Source organism: Paenibacillus paludis (assembly GCF_042610515.1).
GTDB lineage: Bacteria > Bacillota > Bacilli > Paenibacillales > Paenibacillaceae > Paenibacillus_AQ.
This window is the reverse complement of sequence record NZ_JBGJZP010000002.1, coordinates 127,986-149,425: the sequence shown is the minus strand read 5'-3', so window position 1 is coordinate 149,425 and position 21,440 is coordinate 127,986. Positions and strand designations below refer to the sequence as shown.

The 21,440-nt window shown below is 49.5% G+C and carries 21 protein-coding genes; 13 read left to right on the top strand and 8 right to left on the bottom strand.

Annotation, left to right across the window (positions count from 1 at the left end):
* Nucleotides 1-124 precede the first annotated feature (124 nt).
* From ACAN56_RS03975 to ACAN56_RS03965, 3 genes are all read right to left on the bottom strand, one after another.
* Nucleotides 125-1,792: a ribonuclease J gene (locus ACAN56_RS03975; protein ID WP_379141393.1), complete on the bottom strand. Its 1,668-nt coding sequence runs from the start codon at nt 1,790-1,792 to the stop codon at nt 125-127.
* Between the two features lie 243 nt (nt 1,793-2,035).
* Entirely contained in the window at nt 2,036-2,257 is a 222-nt protein-coding gene (locus tag ACAN56_RS03970) for a hypothetical protein (RefSeq protein ID WP_038594680.1), read from the bottom strand.
* Entirely contained in the window at nt 2,209-2,538 is a 330-nt protein-coding gene (locus tag ACAN56_RS03965; RefSeq protein ID WP_038594678.1) for an RNA polymerase sigma factor, read from the bottom strand. The genes ACAN56_RS03970 and ACAN56_RS03965 overlap by 49 nt, the downstream gene beginning before the upstream one ends.
* Before the next feature lie 191 nt (nt 2,539-2,729).
* Between ACAN56_RS03965 and ACAN56_RS03960 the strand changes: the two genes are divergently transcribed.
* Entirely contained in the window at nt 2,730-2,939 is a 210-nt protein-coding gene (locus ACAN56_RS03960) for a hypothetical protein (RefSeq protein WP_038594676.1), read from the top strand.
* A 123-nt stretch (nt 2,940-3,062) separates the two neighbouring features.
* On the opposite strand, the gene ACAN56_RS03955 is transcribed toward ACAN56_RS03960, so the two are convergent.
* Nucleotides 3,063-3,494, bottom strand: coding sequence for a hypothetical protein (locus ACAN56_RS03955; protein ID WP_379140613.1), 432 nt, complete (start codon nt 3,492-3,494; stop codon nt 3,063-3,065).
* Between the two features lie 205 nt (nt 3,495-3,699).
* Between ACAN56_RS03955 and ACAN56_RS03950 the strand changes: the two genes are divergently transcribed.
* On the top strand, nt 3,700-5,280 hold the full coding sequence (locus tag ACAN56_RS03950; RefSeq protein WP_379141391.1) for a sigma-70 family RNA polymerase sigma factor: 1,581 nt from the start codon (nt 3,700-3,702) through the stop codon (nt 5,278-5,280).
* 106 nt (nt 5,281-5,386) lie between these two features.
* On the opposite strand, the gene ACAN56_RS03945 is transcribed toward ACAN56_RS03950, so the two are convergent.
* Entirely contained in the window at nt 5,387-6,325 is a 939-nt protein-coding gene (locus tag ACAN56_RS03945; RefSeq protein ID WP_379140610.1) for an aldo/keto reductase, read from the bottom strand.
* Between the two features lie 187 nt (nt 6,326-6,512).
* On the opposite strand from ACAN56_RS03945, the gene ACAN56_RS03940 reads away from it, so the two are divergent.
* From ACAN56_RS03940 to ACAN56_RS03910, 7 genes are all read left to right on the top strand, one after another.
* Nucleotides 6,513-6,824 carry a hypothetical protein gene (locus tag ACAN56_RS03940; RefSeq protein ID WP_379140607.1) on the top strand — a complete coding sequence of 104 codons (312 nt, stop codon included), beginning with the start codon at nt 6,513-6,515 and terminating at the stop codon, nt 6,822-6,824.
* 212 nt (nt 6,825-7,036) lie between these two features.
* Nucleotides 7,037-8,095, top strand: coding sequence for a FecCD family ABC transporter permease (locus ACAN56_RS03935; RefSeq protein WP_038600267.1), 1,059 nt, complete (start codon nt 7,037-7,039; stop codon nt 8,093-8,095).
* A 2-nt stretch (nt 8,096-8,097) separates the two neighbouring features.
* Nucleotides 8,098-9,132: a FecCD family ABC transporter permease gene (locus ACAN56_RS03930; RefSeq protein ID WP_038594668.1), complete on the top strand. Its 1,035-nt coding sequence runs from the start codon at nt 8,098-8,100 to the stop codon at nt 9,130-9,132.
* Between the two features lie 47 nt (nt 9,133-9,179).
* Nucleotides 9,180-10,220 carry an NAD(P)/FAD-dependent oxidoreductase gene (locus ACAN56_RS03925; RefSeq protein WP_379140603.1) on the top strand — a complete coding sequence of 347 codons (1,041 nt, stop codon included), beginning with the start codon at nt 9,180-9,182 and terminating at the stop codon, nt 10,218-10,220.
* A gap of 199 nt (nt 10,221-10,419) precedes the next feature.
* The gene (locus ACAN56_RS03920) at nt 10,420-11,991 is read left to right on the top strand and encodes a spore germination protein (protein WP_038594664.1); all 1,572 of its coding nucleotides are present in this window, start codon (nt 10,420-10,422) and stop codon (nt 11,989-11,991) included.
* A complete protein-coding gene (locus ACAN56_RS03915) occupies nt 11,981-13,189 on the top strand; it encodes a Ger(x)C family spore germination protein (RefSeq protein ID WP_038594662.1) in 1,209 nt (402 codons plus the stop codon). The genes ACAN56_RS03920 and ACAN56_RS03915 overlap by 11 nt, the downstream gene beginning before the upstream one ends.
* Before the next feature lie 16 nt (nt 13,190-13,205).
* Nucleotides 13,206-14,303, top strand: a complete 1,098-nt coding sequence (locus ACAN56_RS03910) for a GerAB/ArcD/ProY family transporter (RefSeq protein WP_379140599.1) — start codon at nt 13,206-13,208, stop codon at nt 14,301-14,303.
* Nucleotides 14,304-14,307: 4 nt separating this feature from the next.
* Here ACAN56_RS03910 and ACAN56_RS03905 read toward each other — a convergent pair whose 3' ends face one another.
* The 3 genes from ACAN56_RS03905 to ACAN56_RS03895 form a co-directional block, all read right to left on the bottom strand.
* A complete protein-coding gene (locus ACAN56_RS03905) occupies nt 14,308-14,535 on the bottom strand; it encodes a YczF family membrane protein (protein WP_379140597.1) in 228 nt (75 codons plus the stop codon).
* A gap of 183 nt (nt 14,536-14,718) precedes the next feature.
* Entirely contained in the window at nt 14,719-15,726 is a 1,008-nt protein-coding gene (locus tag ACAN56_RS03900; RefSeq protein ID WP_379140595.1) for an ABC transporter substrate-binding protein, read from the bottom strand.
* A 69-nt stretch (nt 15,727-15,795) separates the two neighbouring features.
* A complete protein-coding gene (locus tag ACAN56_RS03895; protein ID WP_379140592.1) occupies nt 15,796-17,418 on the bottom strand; it encodes an ABC transporter substrate-binding protein in 1,623 nt (540 codons plus the stop codon).
* Between the two features lie 147 nt (nt 17,419-17,565).
* On the opposite strand from ACAN56_RS03895, the gene ACAN56_RS03890 reads away from it, so the two are divergent.
* From ACAN56_RS03890 to ACAN56_RS03875, 4 genes are all read left to right on the top strand, one after another.
* Nucleotides 17,566-17,925, top strand: a complete 360-nt coding sequence (locus ACAN56_RS03890; RefSeq protein WP_379140590.1) for a (2Fe-2S) ferredoxin domain-containing protein — start codon at nt 17,566-17,568, stop codon at nt 17,923-17,925.
* 109 nt (nt 17,926-18,034) lie between these two features.
* On the top strand, nt 18,035-18,973 hold the full coding sequence (locus ACAN56_RS03885; protein WP_038594652.1) for a carbohydrate ABC transporter permease: 939 nt from the start codon (nt 18,035-18,037) through the stop codon (nt 18,971-18,973).
* Nucleotides 18,974-18,998: 25 nt separating this feature from the next.
* Nucleotides 18,999-19,838 (top strand): carbohydrate ABC transporter permease, encoded by an 840-nt coding sequence (locus ACAN56_RS03880; RefSeq protein WP_038594650.1) that lies wholly within the window; start codon nt 18,999-19,001, stop codon nt 19,836-19,838.
* 155 nt (nt 19,839-19,993) lie between these two features.
* Entirely contained in the window at nt 19,994-21,388 is a 1,395-nt protein-coding gene (locus tag ACAN56_RS03875; protein ID WP_038594648.1) for an extracellular solute-binding protein, read from the top strand.
* Nucleotides 21,389-21,440 lie beyond the last annotated feature (52 nt).

Genomic DNA, 21,440 nt, shown 5'->3' with positions numbered 1-21,440 from the left:
TTTATGTTTAGCTTATTCTTATAAAGCTGTTTATAGGACAACCAAAACGAAGGCCCGCAAATGAGTCGCGGGCCTTCGTAATATCCTGAACTATTGAAGCTTTCACATGACTGTGTAATCACAACTACACTTCAATAATGATCGGAAGAATCATCGGACGGCGTTTTGTTTTGTCGTACAGATATTTGCTCAAGGCATCTTTAAGCGTCTGCTTCATAATATTCCATTGGCCCAGATCCCCTTTGCTCATTTTCTCCAGGGTTGCTGCGATAAACTGATTGATCTCTTCCATTAGATTGTCTGAATTCCGTACATAAATGAAGCCACGGGATATCGTGTCAGGGGCGCTCAGCATCCGGCCATCCGTTTGGCTAAGGGTAATGACAGTGATTAACACACCATCCGCAGACAATTGACGGCGGTCCCGCAAGACCACATTGCCGATGTCGCCGACTCCCAGGCCATCCACAAATATTTGCCCGGCGGGAACCCGTCCCGATTGACGGACAACCCCTTCCAGGGATTCAACGACTTCACCGTTTTTCAAGATAAATATGTTGTCCTCCTTAACTCCGACTGCTTCTGCCAAGAGGCTATGATGATGAAGCATGCGGTATTCTCCATGAATCGGAATAAAGTATTCAGGCTTCATTAGGGTAAGCATCAGCTTTAATTCCTCCTGGCTGCCATGCCCGGATACATGAAGCTCACTCTTTGATCCGTAGATGACCCTTGCGCCGAGCATATACAGATTATCAACAATCCTGGATACATTACGTTCATTGCCCGGAATCGGATTGGCAGCGAGAAGAACGGTATCCCCGGCTCCGATTTCCATCAGCCTATGGCTGGAGTTGGCCAAACGGGACAATGCTGCCATGGGCTCCCCTTGACTGCCTGTGCAAAGGACTGCTATCTGTTCTGGAGGAAGCTTCGCAGCTTCCGCAGGTTCTACCAGCATCCCGTCCGGGATGTTCAAATAACCCAGTTCCTGGGATACGGAGACCACATTTACCATACTCCGGCCAAGTAAGGTGAGCTTACGTCCGGTAAGGATAGAAGCATCTACAATTTGCTGCAGACGGTGCACATTGGAGGCGAAGGTGGAGACAAATATTCTGCGGTCCGCTTTTTGAAAAGCTTCTTCCATATGGGCGCCTACAAGCTGCTCAGACGGCGTGAATCCAGGGCGTTCGGCATTCGTACTCTCGGAGAGCAGAATTTTAACACCGTTTTTGCCGATGTCGGCCATTTTATGTATGTCCGGATATTGTTTATTGACAGGCGTCATATCGAACTTGAAGTCGCCCGTATGGACAACCGTTCCTTCAGGAGTATCAAAGACGACCCCGAGACAATCAGGAATGCTGTGGTTGGTACTAAAAAAGGTTGTCGTAATGGAACCAAAGGTGAGGCTCGACTCGGCATCAATGCAATGCAGGCTGGTCTGGCGGAGCAGACGATGTTCCTTAAGCTTGTTCTCAATTAACCCCAGTGTCAGACGGGAGGCATAGATGGGGATATTTAATTGTTTGAGCAGGTAGGGGATCCCTCCGATGTGGTCCTCATGCCCATGAGTCACAATCAGTGCTCTTAACTTGTCAACATTATTCAATAAATAAGTTACATCTGGAATGATAAGTTCAATGCCAAGCAGACTTTCATCCGGGAATTTAGAGCCGCAATCGATAACAAGAATGTCATCGGCGTATTGCAGGAAATACATGTTTTTACCAATTTCATGAACGCCACCTAAGGCTGCGATCGATAACCTTTTTTCAGACATTTTTATATTCCCTCCTTATTAGATTCCTCTATATTATGTTTAGAGTCTTTAATAACTATCCATTGTTTCGGCAGGTGAGTTAGGATAACGCAGAACAAAAATAAAGCTGCGTTCCTCGTAACATGACGGAGAACGCAACTTTATGTCTGAATGGGTCCAAATGAATCGTAATACGGCCTTCCTTTGCAGCAATCTGCTCGTGAGGAACATGGTGCAGTTGAATAATCTAGTAAACGTATTCCAAGCGTATTAAACTTGCTTTTCGCTATGGATTAATTCCAGAAACTCAACGATAATTTCGGAAGTCACATCTTCCGCCGGCAAATGTATAAATTGACTTAACCGGAGAATGACCGGCCTGTACAGCTCAATCAGTTGAAGCGTGGCTTCGGGGTCTTTGTTTCTGACCTCGTTCAGCAAATTTAAAAATTCGCGATCTGGGATAGGCGCTGAATCAGCTTCCTTTTCCATTTGTGCACCCCCTGTTGACTGATGTTGAGCTGGCGAGCGACTTCAGCTTCAGTCAAACCTTCCAAATAGATTTTTTGCAAAATGGATCGCTCGTATGGGGACAGCATACTGATTAGCTGTTCCGCAGCGATTTTGTTATCTGAAGATTCTGTGAATGAAGGGACGGCAAGCTTGTCATCGTAGCTGTTCTCTTGTCGCTTGATCTTCTTTGCCCGATATTGCAGCCTCCAGCCAATACGGTATATTTCGGTTTTATAGCGGTTATATTCACTCTGCTGCACACCAACACTCCCCTTTCTACTATTTAACGTTTATGTATATAGGGAACTTTTAAGAGGGAAATAACAACCAAAAAAGGAACATGTGTTCCTATATATTATACACGTTTTCCAATTTAATGGAATCGGTTGTAAAACAAAGCCCAAAGTTTCCCTTCAATTAAAACGTCGGTTTGGGAAGGGAGGGGAGATTCATGGAAATTGCAGATGTTGTCAGCTTGATTACTAATGTGGGCTTTCCGGTCACACTCTGCTTTATTCTGATTCGTTATGTACTGGAAACGGTAGGGGAGAAGCTGGATAAACTGGATGCTTCGCTTCATCAGCTCACACAGGCTATTCAAACACTGGAAGGCACAGAAAAGGCGGTAGAGTTCAAAAGTGTTAAATCTAAGCAAGTTTGACAAGCGTATCGCTTCAGCACAAAAAGCTTCCCACAAGAGGAAGCTTTTTGCCCTGAACTGTAAACTTGCTAATCATTGATGATAGCTTAGCGTATAATATGATTTAGAAAATTGAGGATTCCATTAGCCGCCGATCGCCATCGCGCTAAAAACAACAGGACCGACAACAAATGCAGTCGAGTTATTATCCTGATTTTCAACAATCAGCTGATAATTTTGTGTTCCGGCTGGAGCATTGATATCCACCATATGCAGGCTGATGATCCCATCATCGTTAAAGTCTTCTTCATATTCTGCCAGCGCATAGAAAATTTCAACACCTGCACGCCAAATGCGGATCAGAATATTCGGGAAATCACCGAGATTGGGAACATCGATACCAATGGTAGCTTTCAATTCCACCTTGTTCGGGAAATGGGCAGGATTTGCGGGATCAATAAACACCGCTACTCCTGCAATCTGCACGCCCGCAGGAGAGATTGGAATCAATGTAGAAATCCCTCCTGTAATTGGTGTTACTACAGTAGCATTATAATCTAAAAGAGTTTTCACCATTTCAAATCACCCCCTTCGGTCTTGACACAACATCTTATGTGTGGCATTGAATTCGGAGTGTGTGGTTGTCTTAATGAATATGCTCATTTTTAGTAGATTAAGTGAGTGATAAAGTAGTTTTAACCCCCGCACCAAGATCGTTGTAACCTTTCTTCTCGTAGATGGCACCTATAGTTAAGAACATGTGAAAAGAGGATCGAAAGTGATGCGGCAATGGGTTGAAGAGGCACAACAAGAGAATTGGGAAGCGTTCGGGCAGTTAATGCGGCATTTTCGCGGTATGGCTTATGCTGTAGCTTACGACATGCTGAAAGATGTACATCTTGCTGAAGATGTTGTGCAGGAAGCGTATATTGAAGCTTATTTGAATCTAGGAAAGCTGCATGAGCCGGCTGCGTTTCCGGGATGGTTCAAGACGATTGTCGTAAGGCAGTGCCAGCGGAGTCTGAGACGTAAACGACATATATTGCTGCCTCTTGATGATGCCCTGCACCTCTCGGAAAAGTCGCCGGGCGTTGCGGAAATTGCCGAGCGCAGAGAAGGGGAACAGCTGCTGCAGAGAACGGTTGCGGCGTTGTCTGCGAAGCTGCGGGTGCCCATGCAGCTGTTTTATTATTATGGTTATTCCCTTCAGGAGATCTCGGATTATCTGGGGATTCCGGTTTCGGCGCTAAAGAAGCGGCTGTATGATGGGCGGCGCAAGCTGAAGGGAGCTCTTCCCGTTGCCGATCTCGCCTCCATGTTCAACTATCTATATGAAGGAGGCAGAAATATACTGCATATTGTGAACGGAGACAGTGTGGGTGAAATGCTGAAGCAGGGAATTGTCCAGGGCGAGGTGCTGGTCTGGCGGGAAATCTATTCCGCGGGTCCGATATTCGTCAATCCGGCAGGCTCCAGTGAACGGATACAGCGGGCCGGGGTTCTGGAGAAGACATTAGGCATTCCTTCTACAGAGTATATAGCAGGGTGTGAGGCACAGGAGGCGAAGATTCGCGAATTCAAACGTTATGATGAAGTAGTACTGTGGTTTGAGCATGATCTGTTCGATCAGAGCATGCTTGCTTATCTGCTGCACTGGTTCAAGGGACAGAAGCTCGGCAGTACGAAGCTGAGCCTGCTCTGCATTGGTGAATTTCCGGGGATTGAGCTGTTTCACGGTCTTGGCCAGCTGACTCCGGCTCAGCTTGGAACATTGTCGGGAACCTGGCGGGGCATTGGGCGCAAAGAAATGGAACTGGGCAGCGATCTTTGGCGAGCCTATGCGTCTCCCGATCCTGGAACGATGGCTGATCTGCTGGAGGAGAGAAGGGGAGAGCTTTCGGCATCTGCGCTGCCCTTTGCCTATGAAGCATTCAAAGCCCATCTCTCAAGGCTTCCTTCGGTTCATAACGGCCTTGGCATCGTAGAAGAGACTACGCTTCAGGCTGTCCGCCATGGCGCGCTTACACCGATGGAGCTGTTCCCTCTGGTTTCCGACAAGCTGCACCGGCTCGGCATGGGTGATCTTGATTTTGGCCGTTATCTGCACACTCTGGTGTATAACCGGCAGCCTCTGCTGACTATAGAGGGAGCAGAGGGAAATACGGATTTCCGGCAGATTGCGGAATTTTGGGGCCGCCGGGTTGCCATCACCGAGCTTGGTGAGCGGATACTTGACGGGTTAGCAGACCGGGTAGAGGTTCAAGGCCTGGACGAATGGTACGGCGGGCTGCATCTGGAGGGTCACACCGTTCCATGGCGCTGGGACAGCTCCTCCGGCAGTTTGGTCCGGTCTGAATTGTAAGCTCCTCAGGGATGCAGAAATGGGCGCGGGCCAGTCCTATAAAGTTGTAGCCGCTTGCAGATTGACAAAGAAGACCTGAGGGATGCCCTCAAGGTCTTCTTTGTGATTACCAACCCAGCTTCTGGTCTCTAATCTCCGTTATCCAGAGATCCTGAAGCTTCTTGACGTGGGCTTCAGGCATCGCTGCTGCGCTGGCCGATATATTCTCAATCAGTTGGGCACTGTTCCGTACACCGGGGATGACGGTTGTGACTTCAGGATAGGCCAGGATGAATCTCAGAGCGGCCATCGTCATCGTCGTTTCTTCATTGGTTATGAATTTGATTTGCTCCAGAAGTGCTGCACGCTTACGGATCACTTCCGGCGACCAGCGGCTGCGCACTCCTTCGAAGCTGCTCTGGCTGTTATATTTGCCGGACAGCCAGCCGGAGTCGAGTGGGACCTTGACAATAATGGCGATATTGTTATCCTGGGCACGCTTGAACGCTTCGGCAGTCTCCTGATAAAAGATATTAAACATCACTTCCAGCACACCGATGTTCGTATGCTCGATAACTTCCAGCATTTCCGGGATGGAATCGACAGAAACGCCGTAGGTGAGGATTTTACCCTCGGCTTTTAACTTCTCCAGTTCCTCATAATGTCCGTGTTTCCCATCCAGCATGTCAAAAGGCGGATTATGGATCAGCACGGAATCGACATAGTCAGTTTGCAGCCGCTGCAAGCTGACTTCAACCGAGGCCCTGATTTGATCCGCGCCATAGTCCGAGCTGCCGTCCGCCTGATGTCCGAATTTCGTATTGATGACGGCATTCTTGCGTTTTCCGGCTAGAGCCTTCCCAAGCAGCTCTTCGCTTTTGCCAAGTCCATAATTGGGAGCGGTGTCAAAAAAGTTCATCCCTCTCTCCAAAGCTTCATGCACCAGGCGCACCGCCGCATCCTCCTCCATGGCTTCCCAATCCTGTCTGTTGCCCAGCTGCCATCCGCCGAAGCCGATTTCGGATACGGATTTACCTGTACGTCCATAAGTTCTTGAGTTCATCATATTCACTCCCTATAGGATTGATCAATGGTTCATATACTTAGCTGCTCATATTTCCAGAAGATTATATTATATTACTAGAATATTGCAATACTGGACACAGATATTTCCTAAGGCATGCAAAGAGCCTGTGAAACATAGGATTGTATAAGAGCTGTCTCCATTCAACTGCAGCAGGAGGGATTGGTGTATGGACGGGAAGATGAGTGCAATCATTATGCAGATAGACGCTCTTGCAACCGATATCATTGTACCTTTGCGCAGAAAAATCATTAATGAGGCCGGATTTATGCGGCTGTATGCCGTTCTGGAAGAGGTTTATGTGTTGATTGAGCACGAAAGGCAGATCGACAGGGAGCTGGCGGCCATTTTATTCCTGATCTATTCACAGCTTGTGACCCAGGCTAATTATGTGTATGACAAAAGCACTTTTGTGCCTCATATTGGCAAAATGCAGGGATACATCCGCAAAATATTTGGCGGCACGCTGCAAAATGACTAGTCCCAAGGTCAGGAAATCTCCGTTATCCGTCCTATTATCAAGGAGAGATAACGGTGATTTTGTGTTATTTAGGGCCAAAACTTGTCATTTTAACGGAGATTAGAGGTTTTTGAGCGGTGTGTTTTCATTTGTCCATTGCCAAACAACGCCATTTTCATTTACAATATTACAATGATAATGAGAATCAATTTCATAGAAAACGGGTGACTTTAATGAATCAACAGGCAACGGCCAGCAAAGGGCTAATCCAGGGGAGAGATCCGGTGAAGTTCCGTTCACGCCCATGGGCAGCAACGCTGATATTGGTCGGCGGTCTGATTGCATTAGCACTAGGCATTGCACTTTCGGTCTCGTTCGGAGCCAAAGACATTAACTTTTCTGTAGTGTGGACCGCTGTGTTTCACTTCAATCCGGATATTACGGATCATCAAATTATCCGCGAGCTGCGGCTGCCGCGCGTGCTCGGCGGGGCCATGGTAGGTGCCAGCTTTGCGGTGGCAGGAGCGATTATGCAGGGGATGACCCGCAACCCGCTCGCGGATTCCGGGCTGATGGGCATAAACTCTGGAGCGGGGTTTGCGCTTGCACTCTGCTTTGCATTCTTGCCGAATTTACCGTTCATGTATCTGATTTTATATGCATTTGTGGGAGCCGGGGCCGGGGCGGCAATTGTGTATGGTATCGGGTCCATGGCCAAGGGTGGCCTTACACCTGCCCGTCTGGTACTTGCCGGAGCGGCCTTCAGTGCGCTGCTCTCTGCGCTCAGCGAAGGCGTAGCTTTATATTTTCAGATTGGACAAGATCTGGCTTTCTGGTATGCAGGAGGCGTAGCCGGTACGAAGTGGATTCAGCTCAAAATTATGTTTCCCTGGATCGGCGGGGCAATTATAGGCGCTCTCATTTTATCCCGCTCCATCTCTATGCTCAGCCTGGGTGAGGATATCGCCAGAGGCCTCGGGCAACGGACGGGTCTGGTCAAATTGGCCGGTGCATTAATCGTACTGATTCTTGCCGGCTCCTCAGTAGCAGTTGTCGGAGCAGTGGGCTTTATTGGGCTGATCATTCCCCATCTGACGCGTTATCTTGTAGGGGTGGATTATAGGTGGATTATCCCTTGTTCCGCCATTCTGGGCAGTCTGCTGGCTGTATTTGCCGATCTGACCGCCAGAATGATCAATCCGCCGCAAGAAGTGCCCTTGGGCGCTATCATTGCGCTAATCGGTGTGCCTTTCTTTCTGTATTTGGCCCGCAAAGAAAGAAGGGAGCTGTAGTCATGCAGAGAACAACAGCTTTATCCTATGAATCTACCAGACGCAGACGCGGACTGACCGTTCTGGCTGTGATATTTGCATTAATCGTACTCGTGTTTATTATCAGTGTGAATACAGGATACATACGACTTACTCCTATGGAACTGCTGAACACTTTGCTCGGCAAAGGTACGGACAAGCAGGAGCTGATCCTGTTCGACTTCCGTCTGCCGCGCATCGTTATCTCCGTTCTGATCGGAGCGGGACTTGCCGTTTCCGGAGCAGTCATGCAAGGCGTCTTCCGCAATGACCTGGCTGATCCCGGCATTCTCGGCATCAACGCCGGAGCCGGCCTGATGGTTATGCTGATGGTTTCTTTTTATCCATCGACGACTGCTGCACCGGTATACCTGCTGCCGCTCGTTGCTTTTGTCGGAGCAGGACTGACTGCGGCCTTGATTTATGTGCTTGCGTATAAGCGGTATCAGGGGATATCCCCGATCCGCCTGCTTCTGACCGGCGTAGCAGTTGCAGCCGGAATCAGCGCAGCGATGATTGTGCTGACGCTGCGTCTTGATCCTGATAAGTATCAATTTGTCGCTACCTGGCTGGCGGGCAGCATCTGGGGGACCAGCTGGAAATTTGTGCTCTCCCTCCTACCTTGGATTGTGATTCTGCTGCCCTATGTGATCTACAAAGCCCGGGTAATGAATGTACTTAATCTGGGCGAGCAGACAGCCACCGGCCTTGGAGCCGCTGTTACCAGAGAGCAGTTCAAGCTGCTCGCAGCCGCAGTCGGACTCGCAGCTTCTAGTGTCGCTGTCAGCGGCGGGATCGGTTTTGTCGGCCTGGTCGGCCCGCATTTAGCCAGACGTCTGGTGGGTCCGAAGCATCAGCTGATGCTTCCGGCTTCCGCGCTGCTAGGTTCCCTGCTGGTTATCACCGCCGATACGATCGGCCGCTGGATATTGCAGCCCTCGGAGATCCCTACAGGGATCGTGGTTGCTGTGATAGGTGCACCTTATTTTCTCTATTTGCTGGCCCGGACGAAGTCTTGATAGAGACCAAAAATACTCAAGCCAAAAACATATACGGAGGGAAATATATGAGCAATCAACTGGAATTATACGATGTAACGATCATTGGCGGGGGACCCGCAGGTATGTATACAGCATTTTATAGCGGCATGAGAGATTTGAAGACAAAGCTGATTGAAGCCAAGGAAGAGCTTGGCGGGAGGATGCTAATCTATCCTGAGAAAATGATCTGGGATGTGGGTGGAGTCACCCCGATCCTCTGCAGCCAATTGATTAAACAGCTGGAGGAGCAGGCCCGGACTTTCGATCCGACTATTGTTCTGGGGCAGCAGATTATTGCTCAGGAGCGGCAGGAGGACGGAACCTATATTCTGACTTCGAATACAGGCGAACAGCATTGGACGCGTACGATCATTCTGGCGATCGGCTATGGTATTCTGCAGATGGCGAAGCTGGAAATTGAAGGGGCGGACCGCTACGAGGTTACGAATCTGCATTATACGGTGCAAGAGCTGGAGCCGTTCCGCGGCAAAGCAGTGCTGATCTCCGGCGGTGGCGACTCCGCGGTAGACTGGGCCAACGAACTTGAAGGTATCGCAGCCAGCGTAACCATTGTGCACCGCAGAGAGCAGTTTGGCGGACATGAGAAGAATATCGCGCGGATGAAGGCTTCCTCCGTAGAAGTACGCGTGCCGTTTGCGGTAAGCCAGCTGCACAGCAGCAATGGAGAGACGATCGACCAGGTGACGATCAGCCATATAGAATCCGGGGAAACAGAGCAGTTTGCGGTGGACGCGGTAATTGTGAACCATGGTTTAAAAAGCGATTTTGGGCCACTGAAGGAATGGGGCCTCGATATGGGCGACTGGTGCGCCAATGTCAGCGGGCGGCTGGAGACGAATCTGCCCGGTATCTTTGCCGCAGGTGATTTTGTAGATTACAGCAGCAAGGTCCGCCTGATTGCCGGCACCTTTACCGATGCCGTTCTGGCCTTGAACAGTGCCAAGCTGTATATGGATCCCGATGCACCCAAAGCAGCCTATGTCTCCTCGCATAATGACCGCTTCAAGGAAAAGAACAAGGCGCTTGGCGTAAGTGATGAACACTAGCATACAACATAATGATTGATAAATATGGCTGTCCCAAAGTAGAAGAATCTACGGCGGGGCAGCTTTTTCTGTTTCCGCATGGATAAATTCAGAAATGAAGGATCATCGGCTGGAAAGCTTTATGCAGCATCTCACACATTCCATAACCTGCATAAAAAGAGAGTAGCAAGCGAATAGTAAAAGGCAGGAGGTGCCGAAGATGGCTAAACGCAACCCAGAACCTAAGCCCGCCGGGGCGCATGAAGGCAGCACTTCAAGCCCCCCGCTCTCCTTAAGCCTTGAGGACAACGTTAAAGTGATTAGATCCAGACTTGGAAACAGCCCGGATCTGATTATACGCGAGTACGAAACAACAGATAATGCCAACCAGATGGCTGCAGTATATATCAACGGCATCATCGACAAGGAAAGAGTAGAAGAGTTCATTACCCATGCCTTTTCGTTTGGAATTCTAAGCGAAGAGAAGTCCGCTGAACTGACAATCTTGGACTTGTTCACCTATGTGCAAGAAAAGGCGCTCAACATCGGCAAGGAAAAACTCGTTCAGGATCTGAACAGTCTTCTGGAAGCCCTCATGTCGGGAGATACGGTATTGCTGTTTCATGGCCTGAAGGATGCCATCAGCCTAAGTACAAGCGGCGGTGAAAGCAGAGCTGTCACGGAGGCCGCAACCCAGGTAGCCATCCGCGGCTCCAAGGAGAGCTTTACGGAATCTCTTGGCACGAACATCGCCCTTGTGCGCAGAAGAATCAAGAGCCCTGACCTATGGATCGAGACAATGACCCTTGGGGCTGTAACTAAAACCGATGTCACCATGATGTATATTCACGGACTAGCCCCGGAAGAGACACTTCAGGAATTCAGGAAGAAGCTTAAGGCGATCCACGTGGATTCTATTCTGGAATCGGGATATATTGAGCAGATGATTGAAGAGAACAGGTTCTCTCCTTTTCCGACGATGTACAATACAGAACGGCCGGACAGCGTGGCCGGAAATCTGCTGGAAGGCAGAATAGCTTTGTTTGTAGACGGGACTCCTTTTGTGCTGATCGCGCCTACAACCTTTCTAATGTTTTTTCATACAGTTGAGGATTACTATCAGCGGTATGATATATCGACATTAATCCGTTTACTGAGATTACTGTGCCTGGTGATTTCCTTATTTGGTCCAGCGGTTTTTGTTGCAGCACTGAATTTTCATCAGGAGATGATCCCTACACCCCTGCTGATTAATCTGGCCTCACAGCGGGAAGGCGTGCCTTTTCCCACGTTCGTTGAGGCGTTGATGATGGAGGTTACCTTTGAGATCATCCGTGAGGCCGGCATTAGGATGCCTTCTCCCATCGGTCAAACCGTCTCGATTATTGGGGGGCTGGTTCTGGGACAGGCGGCCGTGCAGGCCGGGATTGTGTCTCCTGCCATGGTTATTGTGGTTTCATTAACGGGGATCTCCAGCTTTGCCACGCCTTCCTTTAATATGGCGTTGTCCATACGCGTACTCCGCTTTGTTATCATGTTTATTGCTGCTTTTATAGGTCTTTACGGCATAGCCATTGTCAGCCTGATACTGGTTGCCCATATGTGCTCCTTGCGTTCCCTGGGTGTTCCCTATCTCTCCCCAATCGCTCCGTTTGCGCCGGGTGATCAGAAGGACGTCATTTTACGGACACCTTTGCATTTCATGAAGACCCGCAAACGTTTGATCAACCGCAATAGCGCTGAATCCGGCCAGAGCGGTCAGAACCGGCAGGGAAATAACAATGAGAACTAAAATGCCGGTTCTGCTGACGGTTTGGTTGATCCTATCTCTGATCCTCACAGGATGCTGGAACAGCAGAGAATTAAATGACCTTGCCATTGTGAGCGGTATCGGAATTGATCTAACGGCAAACAACGGGGAATTCCGGGTTACCTTTCAGGTGGTCATTCCGTCGGCTTCGTCTACAAGTATGGGCTCCGGGAACGGAATGCCTGCGGTAACTGTCATTTCTGCAAGCGACCGGACGGTATTCGGGGCATTGCGTAAAGCCTCCAAGCGGGCGACGCGTCAGCTGTTTTTTGCCCATTCTCAGCTCGTTGTTGTGGGTGAATCGCTGGCCAGAAGCGGAATTGAAGGCTTGTTCGATATTTTTGAGCGATCACATGAACTTCGCCTGAACTCGCCGGTGCTGATTTCCAGAAATTCAGATGCCGCATCTGTGCTCAAGATATTGACGACGCTGGAGAGTCTGCCCTCCATGGGGGTGGTCAAAAAGATGCAAAATACCTCCAGAGTATACGGAGAGAACCGGAACATGAATGTATTTGAGATCATTAACGGGATCACGGGGGAAGGGGATTTGACGATTAACGGTCTGCGAATTATCGGGGATCCAGCCGATGGGATGAAGAAATCCAGCCTCGAACAATCAGAAACGAAGGCGGGAACAATAATGAGCGGATTGGGTGTCTTTAAGGATGGTAAGCTGATTTATTGGATGGACGGGCCTGCGGCGAGAGGCACTCAATGGGTGCTTAATAAAGTCAGAGAAACTAATATTGACATCGCCTCTGATAAAAAAGATGAGGATATTGCCGTCAATGTGCTCTACTCGAAGACCACTGCCAAGGTTGAACTCAGGAACGGTATACCGGTCTTTCATCTGCATATTCGTGAGGAAGGCATTGTAAACGAAACGGGAAGTTATGTGGATTTGAGCCGGAAGGAAGAAATTGTGAAGCTGGAAGCTGAACTGGAGGAGAAAACCAGGGAGGAAGTAGAGCTGGCTATACGAACCGCTCAAGCGTCTCAAACCGACATCTTTGGTTTTGGCAATGAACTGAAGCGTACCGATCCGGCGACCTGGAACAAGCTAGGGAAGGAATGGAGCACCGCATTTGCACAAGGCGAATTGGATATTCAGGTTGAAGCTTATATCCGCAGTACCGGGATGAGATTGAAGCCTTACATGGCTCCAGAAAAAGAATGAACGGGTGAGCTGATTTATGAGAAAAGAAGTTATCGGACCGGTTCAATTATTTTCCATGATAGTACTGTTCGAACTGGGGACGGCGATTGTGGTACCCATTGGGCTGGAAAGCGGACATGCCGTCTGGCTGTCGATCCTGATGGCTCTGCCGGGGGGGATTCTCTTATATTGGATTTACGTCGATTTGTATCTTCAATTTCCCAATATGATTATCAGCGGATACACACAACAAATTCTCGGCAAATGGATCGGCTGGCCGCTGAGTCTGCTGTTTCTTCCCATACTGCTCTATAACGGCTCCCGGAATTTGCGGGAAGCAGGAGACCTCCTCATCTCGGCTTCATACGACAGGACGCCTGTGTTTATCATTAATTCAATTATGGTCATCGCCGTAATGTATATTCTATACAAGGGGATCGAGGTGTTCGCAAGAACGTCAGAGATCTACTTTTTTATCACCATCCTTATGGGTTTGCTCTGCAACTTTGTAGTCATTGCGGCGGGGCTGACTAAGTTCAAGAATCTGTTTCCGATTCATGCCGGGGAATGGATGGAAGCACTGCGCTCCGCTTACCCGAGCATATGGATTTTCCCTTTTGGCGAACTTGTCTGCTTCACGACGATACTTCCCCATCTCAACAAAACGCGGAAGGTCAGGAAGACAGGAATCGCCGCCATTCTTTTAAGCGGATTTCTGCTCAGCTTCACGCATGCTGTTGAGATGTCGGTGCTTGGAACAGACATTTACAGCCGCACAACCTTTCCGATGTTTACGACCATTACGCTTGTCAATGTGGCCAACTTTATTCAACGCCTGGATGCGTTTGTCATCCTGACCCTGATTATTGGCGTGTTTTTCAAAATGTCGATTTATTGCTATGCGGCTGTCATGATTGCGGCGGATTTATTTAAGGTTAAGGATACGCGCAGGCTGGTCATCCCGGTAGGGGTTGTGGTATTGTTCACTTCGTTTGTCAGTGCGGAGAATTACCCTGTCCATATGAAAGAAGGCAGTATTTTCCTCAAGAATATTCTGCCTTTTCTGTGTGCTGTCATCCCGATTCTGCTGTTTCTTGTGCACAGGCTGCGGCGCAGATTCGGACTGTACCGGTAAATTATTATTTCTGCGGAGCTCTGTTCCGTTTGATATAGCTGGCAATTGCGGCAACAATGGGCAGAGCGGCAAATACAACCATGATGAACGTTTCCTGCAGGGTAGTGGTTGCAAATGTAACATAAAAGGAATGCATCGACATTGCGAAGCTGGTGCCTGACAGCAGATCGACAACTACCAACAGCGAAAATGTTAAAAAAGCGAGCAAAAAATAGATCCCCAGAACCTTCATCCGGTTGTCCTCCTTGGCGGCAAGTGTTTGAAAGTATTGCTCTTTCGGGAACTGTAGACTAGAGGTATTATCTCCATTTCTGGATGCGGTTAATCAAAGGGCCTCCTGTATACTCCGGGCTGCGGAAGCTGGCCATAAAAAAACCGGCAGACCAGCCAATCAAGGCTAATCTCCGGCTTGTGCTTATTGTCCTTTAGTCAGCCAGTCCGCCAATTCCTCAGTCTGGGATAATACAGCAATAGGGTCATAATACCACGAACGTTCCTCTTTCCATACATAGAGATGATCGTTTTTGACTGCAGGGAGGTTGCCCCAAATAGGATCATCTTTGAAGTTCTGGACGGTGTAGTTGTTATCGGTCACGATGAGATAATCCCCTGCATACTTGTTAAGCACCTCTGTCGATAATTCCGCCCACTGCTTCTCCATGATCTCGGCGGCGACTTCGGTTGGAGGCTTGCGGCCCAGCGCCTGGTAGACCGGCTGTCCGCCCCGTCCGAAATTGTCTCCGTAGACCCAGGTGGTTTTTTCTGAATGCTCCAGGATACTGAAGGTTGCGTCTGCAGGAATGGCTGCATCAACCTTAGCCTTAGCAGCGGCGATACGTTTGTCGTATTCGGCCAGCCAATCTTTTGCTTGCTGTTCTTTGCCCAGCAGTTCACCGAAATAGGTCAGTTCCTGATGAGCATCTTTTAGATCTCCGTAAGGTACAATGACCGTTGGCGCGATTTGGCTTAAAGCCTCATAGCTGTCGGCATTGCCTGAGATAATCAGGTCAGGATCCAGCGCGATGATTTTCTCGGGCGACATCTTTCCGTAGGTTCCGGTATCCGCCACACCTGTAAGGGATTCCTTGTAGTACATATTTTGCAGCGTCAGGCCAGGAGCGCCTACGGGAATGGTGTCCAGTGCAATCAGGCTGCCCAGATATTCCTCGGCAACGATCCGCTTCGGCTGAACGGGGATTTCAATATCGCCGTTTACAGTTGTCACTGTTTTGAAGGATGCCGGTGCAGTTGTTTCTGCAGGCTGCTGTGAAGGTGCCGGAGCTTCGGCAGCACTTCCTGAATTAGTTGCGGAGCCAGTGCTCTGGTTGCTGCCACAGGCTGAGACCAGAAGAGTCAGGGTCAAGAGCAGCGGGTAGACGAGCCAGCGCTTCCGGGTGTTGCTGTTATGTTGCTGGTTAATCAACTTATAGGCCTCCTTATGTAGAACGATTATCATTCTCATTTACACTTTACAGATTTCAACCGGTGAACACTATGGCTTAATGTGATCTTGTCCTATGGAAATTTGTGATCTTATTGTTCTCATCAGCGTCTTTAGCTGAGCCAATGAAGAGAGGGGATCAAACCCATAGAACATGTCCGGCTGATCGAGGAGATAGACATGCCCGCTGCGGGCTGCGTCAAGCTCCTGCCAGCGGGCGGAGCGCAGCAGGGTCTCGAAGCGCCGCTGGCCCTCAGCGGTTGAAGCGCTGCTGGTGAAGAAGATATGATCTGCCGGATAATCGGCTATATGCTCAGCCGGTATTTCCAGATAACCACGGTTCATCAGCCCGTGCTCCATCAAGACGCCGGGCGGCTGAAAGCCGAGATCGCCATATAAAATCTGGCAGCCATGGCCATAGCTGCTGCTGAAGCAGTATGCGCTGCTCGTGCCGAACTCCCAAATGACGGCTGTGCCCCGTGCGCCAAGCAGCTGGTCCAATTGCAGGTTAGCTTCGTAGCACAGCTGATCATAATGTCTCAACCAGGCTTCGGCCTGTGGCTGCCGGTCTGCAATCCCGGCAATCATCCGAAACTGCTCGCGCCAGTCCATTTGCATGTAAGGCAGCTCTATCACGGGAGCTACCGGCAGCAGCTGCTTGCTTTCTCCGGGGAGGTCATAGCTGATGATGACATCCGGGCGCACAGCGGCAACCCTGTTATAGAGCATGGCCGCGCTGCTGCCTTCGAGCTGAAGCTTAAGCGCAGAAGGAACCGTCTCATGACGTTCCATCCACCCGGAATACACTCCGAGCTGTGGCGTAATCTCCAGAGCCCGCAGGCTTGCGGTATGGTTGAAATTGAGGGCCACAATTCTTTTATTCTTACGGTGGTAGGCTGCAGGAGAAATACCAACGACCTGCTTGAATTTCCGGCTTAAGTAGGTTCCCTCAATATAGCCGACCTCCAGCGCGAGCTGAGACAAATTCGGAGCACCGGTCAGCATCCGCTTCTGGGCTCTGCGGATGCGCTGCAGGGTTACATATTCGTTGAAGGTTTGTCCGGTAGCTTTGCGGAAGACCCGCGAGAAGTGTTCCGGGCTGACTCCTGCCCGTTCGGCCATCTGACTTCTTGTGATATCCTCGGAATAATGTGCTTCTATATATTCCAGCACGCGGTCAAGCCAATGCACCGGGGACTGGCTGTTCTCTCTGATTTCGCCATGAAGCTCAGTCAGCAATTCGGTGAATAACTGCTGTACGGTGAAAGGGGACTGAATTTCGCTCCCCTCCCAGACTCTCAGCAGGCGGGCTGCGAGTGTGCAAACCTTGGTCGAGCAATTCCCCAACGGGTGCCTGTCGTTCAGGGGATTTGTCTGATTGCTCAGCAGCGGAAATGTAGCGTATTCAATCCATACACCCTGCAACTGATGCTGCGGGCTCAGAGAAACACCGGGCTGTGTGCTGCAGCACAGCATGCTGCCGCCGGAGAGGCTAAGGCGTTCGTCTTGAATATCGATAGTTCCGCTGCCTCCGGTTACAATAACAGACAAGTGTCCGGAGGATCCGGGTCCGGGAGCAATGCTTGCGGCTAATCCGGCTAGATTTTCAACGCGTACCGGGAAGTAGAAATGATGGGGATGAGGGCGGGAATCGCCAGGTTGCCGGAGAGGCATGGATAGAATCACTCCTTTGATGTTTGATAATCATTCTCATTTGTATTATAACAGCCTTTCCCCCTATTGACGATTGTCCGGGCAATCGGTAGAGTTTAGGAGAATTCATGTAAAGGTATTATTGTTCAGAAAGAGGTGGGAGTTTCCATGACGACCTGGAATTTGCAAGGGACAGTAAGCCATCTGCTGATCTGCAATGGGAGCAGCTGCAGAAAGCATAAGGGTGAAGAGGTGGCTGATGCAATAGAGGATGAGATCGAGAAGCAGGGCGCGGAGCGGCTGATTCATACGACGGTTACCCGCTGCAACGGAAGGTGCTCGGATGCCTGCGTAGTGATTTCCTATCCGGAAGGCGTATGGTATAAGGAGATCACGCCCAAATCGGCCAAAGCGCTGGTGCGCAAGGTTCTGGAAGGCGAACGTCTGGAAGACAACGTGCTCTATACTTACGATGGAGGGCTCATTGCAGCAACCGAGAAAGATGCGAAGGGCAAAAAGAAGAAGTAAAAATTACATCCAATATGATCAAAATACCGTCAAAGCGCTGGCGGTATTTTTTTTATACTAAATTTATAAACAGCGCACAACCAATAACGAAACTATTGAGGTGTTAGACATGGGACAAAACCTGGAAACTTTACCGCAACAACCGCCTGTGCGCAGCCGTAGAGCCTGGTCGCTGCAAAAGGGTGAGACGCTTTCCGGACTGCTGTTCGTAAGCCCGATGCTGATCGGGGTGACGATACTGGTGCTGATTCCGATCATCGCCACGTTATTCCTCGGATTTGCCGATTGGAACTTTGTTCAGGGCTTTGACGGCATCCGCTGGGTAGGCCTGCAGAATTTCACCAATCTGCTGCAGGACGAGATGTTCATCCGTTCGGTGCGCAACAATTTTCTGTTTCTGCTGACGGTGCCGGTGTATTTGCTGGTGTCGATGGTGCTGGCGATTCTGATTGACCGTTATGTGTATATGAAGGGATATTTCAAAATTGCCTATTTCGTTCCTTATGTGTCCATGACCGTAGCGGTAGCCATCGTATGGCAGGTGCTGTTCCAGCCCTCCTATGGACCTATTAATGAAATGCTCAAGGCCATCGGGATTGCCGACCCGCCGAAATGGATTGCTGATCCGCATTTCGCGTTGATCTCGATCATGATGATCTCTGTCTGGATCTCCATCGGCTTCAATATGATTATTTACATCGCCGGATTGCAGTCCATTCCGAAGGATTTGTATGAGGCGGCCGACATTGACGGAGCAGGCGCTTGGACAAAATTCAGACGGATCACCTTCCCGCTGCTGTCACCAACCACCTTTTTTCTTCTTGTAACCGGTATTATTGCCACTTTTAAAGTGTTTGATATTATCGCTGTCCTGACACAGGGCGGCCCCATCGGCTCAACGACAATGATGGTCTGGTATTTATACGATACAGCTTTTGTAAATCTGAAGGTGGGTTATGCGTCGGCCATCGCTGTGGTCTTGTTCATCTTCGTGATGCTGATTACTTTCGGCCAGTGGCTGGCAGAGAAAAAATGGGTCAATTACTAGGGCGGCAAGGGAGGGAAGAGAAACTATGGAAATACGCACAGGCTTGGACTGGCGCAAAGTAATTATTACGGTTGTAATGTTTGCGGGAAGTGTTTTGTTCCTGCTGCCTTTTATATGGATGCTGGTAACGTCGTTCAAAGTAGAGTCGGAAGTGTTTGCTTACCCGATCCAGTGGCTCCCCAAGAAGTGGAATGCCATTGAGAATTACAAGGAAGTCTGGTTCGGGGATTACCCGTTCACTCTATATTACTGGAACTCGATCAAAGTGGCGCTGATCACGACGGCGTTGTCCTGTCTGGTCTCGGCAATGGCCGCTTACGGCTTTTCGAAGATCAAATTCCGCTCCAGCAATTTCTTGTTTATGATCGTACTAGTGACGTATATGATTCCGGGACAGGCGATCCTGATACCGCAGTTTATCCTATACCGTAATATCGGGCTGTTTGACAGCCATTTTGGACTGATTCTGCTCGGCAGTTTCAGTGTTCTTGGAACCTTTATGCTGCGGCAGTTCTTTATGGGACTGCATCAGGAGTTCATTGAATCAGCTAAAATAGACGGTGCGGGCCACCCGAGAATCTTCTGGTCGATTGCACTTCCGCTGGTGAAGCCTGCTGTGGCTACTTATGCTATACTCCGGTTCATCTGGACCTGGAATGATTATCAGAATCCGCTGATCTTTATCCGAAGCGACAAGCTGCTGACCCTTCCGATTGCCATTCAGAAATTCACTTCCATGAGCGGAGAGTTCTATTCCCTGATCATGGCGGCCGCAGTGTCGGCAATTCTTCCGCTCATTATTATCTTTATCCTTGGCCAAAAAAGTGTTATCGAAGGAATTGCTCTTGGCGGTGTTAAAGGATAAGCTGCAAGCGGGAACTCTCCTATATTAAATAGAAGTAAAAATAATTCAATAAAAGTAAATATTGTTTCATGTGTCAAATGAAAGCGTATTCTATAATTCAGTTGTTAGTTCCATGTAAGTGAAAGCCGAAGAAAACTTTGAGGAGGGTTATAGAAATGAGGACAAAAGTATGGGCAGGAGCAATTACGGGGGTTCTGATGTTAAGCCTGCTGTCGGGCTGCGGCGGTAATAACAATAACAATGCTGCGGATGGTGGAGCGACTGCAGGCACAAATGGCGGGGCCTCCGGCAGCACCGAGACTACCAATCTGCGGCTCTACACCTACGGTACTGAGGAAGCCTATAACTGGAAGCATACGCTGGAGGCTTATGAAGCGGCAACTCCGGGAGTGAAGATTGAGCTGGTACAGCTCAGCGAGAAGGGAGATACACAGGAGGCCTTCAAAAAGCTGGATCTGGAGGCCGCGTCCTCCGCCCAAATGGACATTCTGATGTTCAGCGATGCGGCGGGTTATGCGCAGCGTGTCGCGCTTGGCATGGCGGAACCGCTGGATGAGTACATTGCCAAGGATAACTATAAGGTGGAAGAGGATTACAAGGTGGATACCCATCTGGACGGCAAGGTCTATGCGCTCCCGGGCAAATTCAATCCATGGTATGTGCTGCTGAACAAGGACCAATTGGATGAAGCGGGTCTTGCAGTACCGGCCGAATGGACCTGGGATGAATTTGCCGACTACGCCAAGAAGCTGACTAAAGGTGAAGGCGCAGAGAAACGCTACGGAACCTACTTCCATGGCCCTCAAGCCGGCGGCTGGATGGAATTCCTGAAGCTGAAGCTGGAGAATCAACCGCAGAACTCCGAGTTTCTCAAAGCAGATGGCACGTCCAATCTGGACGATCCGAACTTCAAGGCGACGCTTGAGCTGAGACTGCGGATGGAGAAAGAGGATAAATCCTCGGTGCCCTACTCCGACATGATCTCCCAGAAGCTGGCCTACCGGACGCAATTCTTTAACCAATCCGCCAGCATGATTCTGATCGGCAGCTGGATGAACACGGAAATTGGCGGTACGGAAAAGGTGCCTTTGAACTTTAATGTGGCGGTTGCCCCGTTCCCTAAAAACACTGCAGGCGATGAGAACGGTCTGACTCCGGTTACTACAGACTATGTAGCTGTGGCAGCCAAATCCAAAAACAAAGAAGCGGCTTACAAGTTTGTGCGCTGGTACACAACGGAAGGACAGCTTGTCCAAGGTAAAAATATCCCGGCCTGGAGCAAGGTGACCAGCGATCAGGTGGAAGGCATCATTGATACGATTCTCACCGGCACCAAAAATCCGGAGAAGGTGGACAAAAAGTCACTGGTAGATACTCTCGTAGCTTCAAAAGCTTCGGCGATTATTCCACCCGCTACTTACCAGGCTGAGGTCTACAAAGCGATCAATGAGGAATACGAGAAAATGATCCTCGGCGATCAGGATGTGGATACAACGGTGAAAAACGCCAAGGAGCGGGTTGACAAAATTATTGCTGCCAACAAAAAATAATTGATATAATGTTTTAACCTTATACTTCTTGCAGAAACGGATGCCTTCCTTC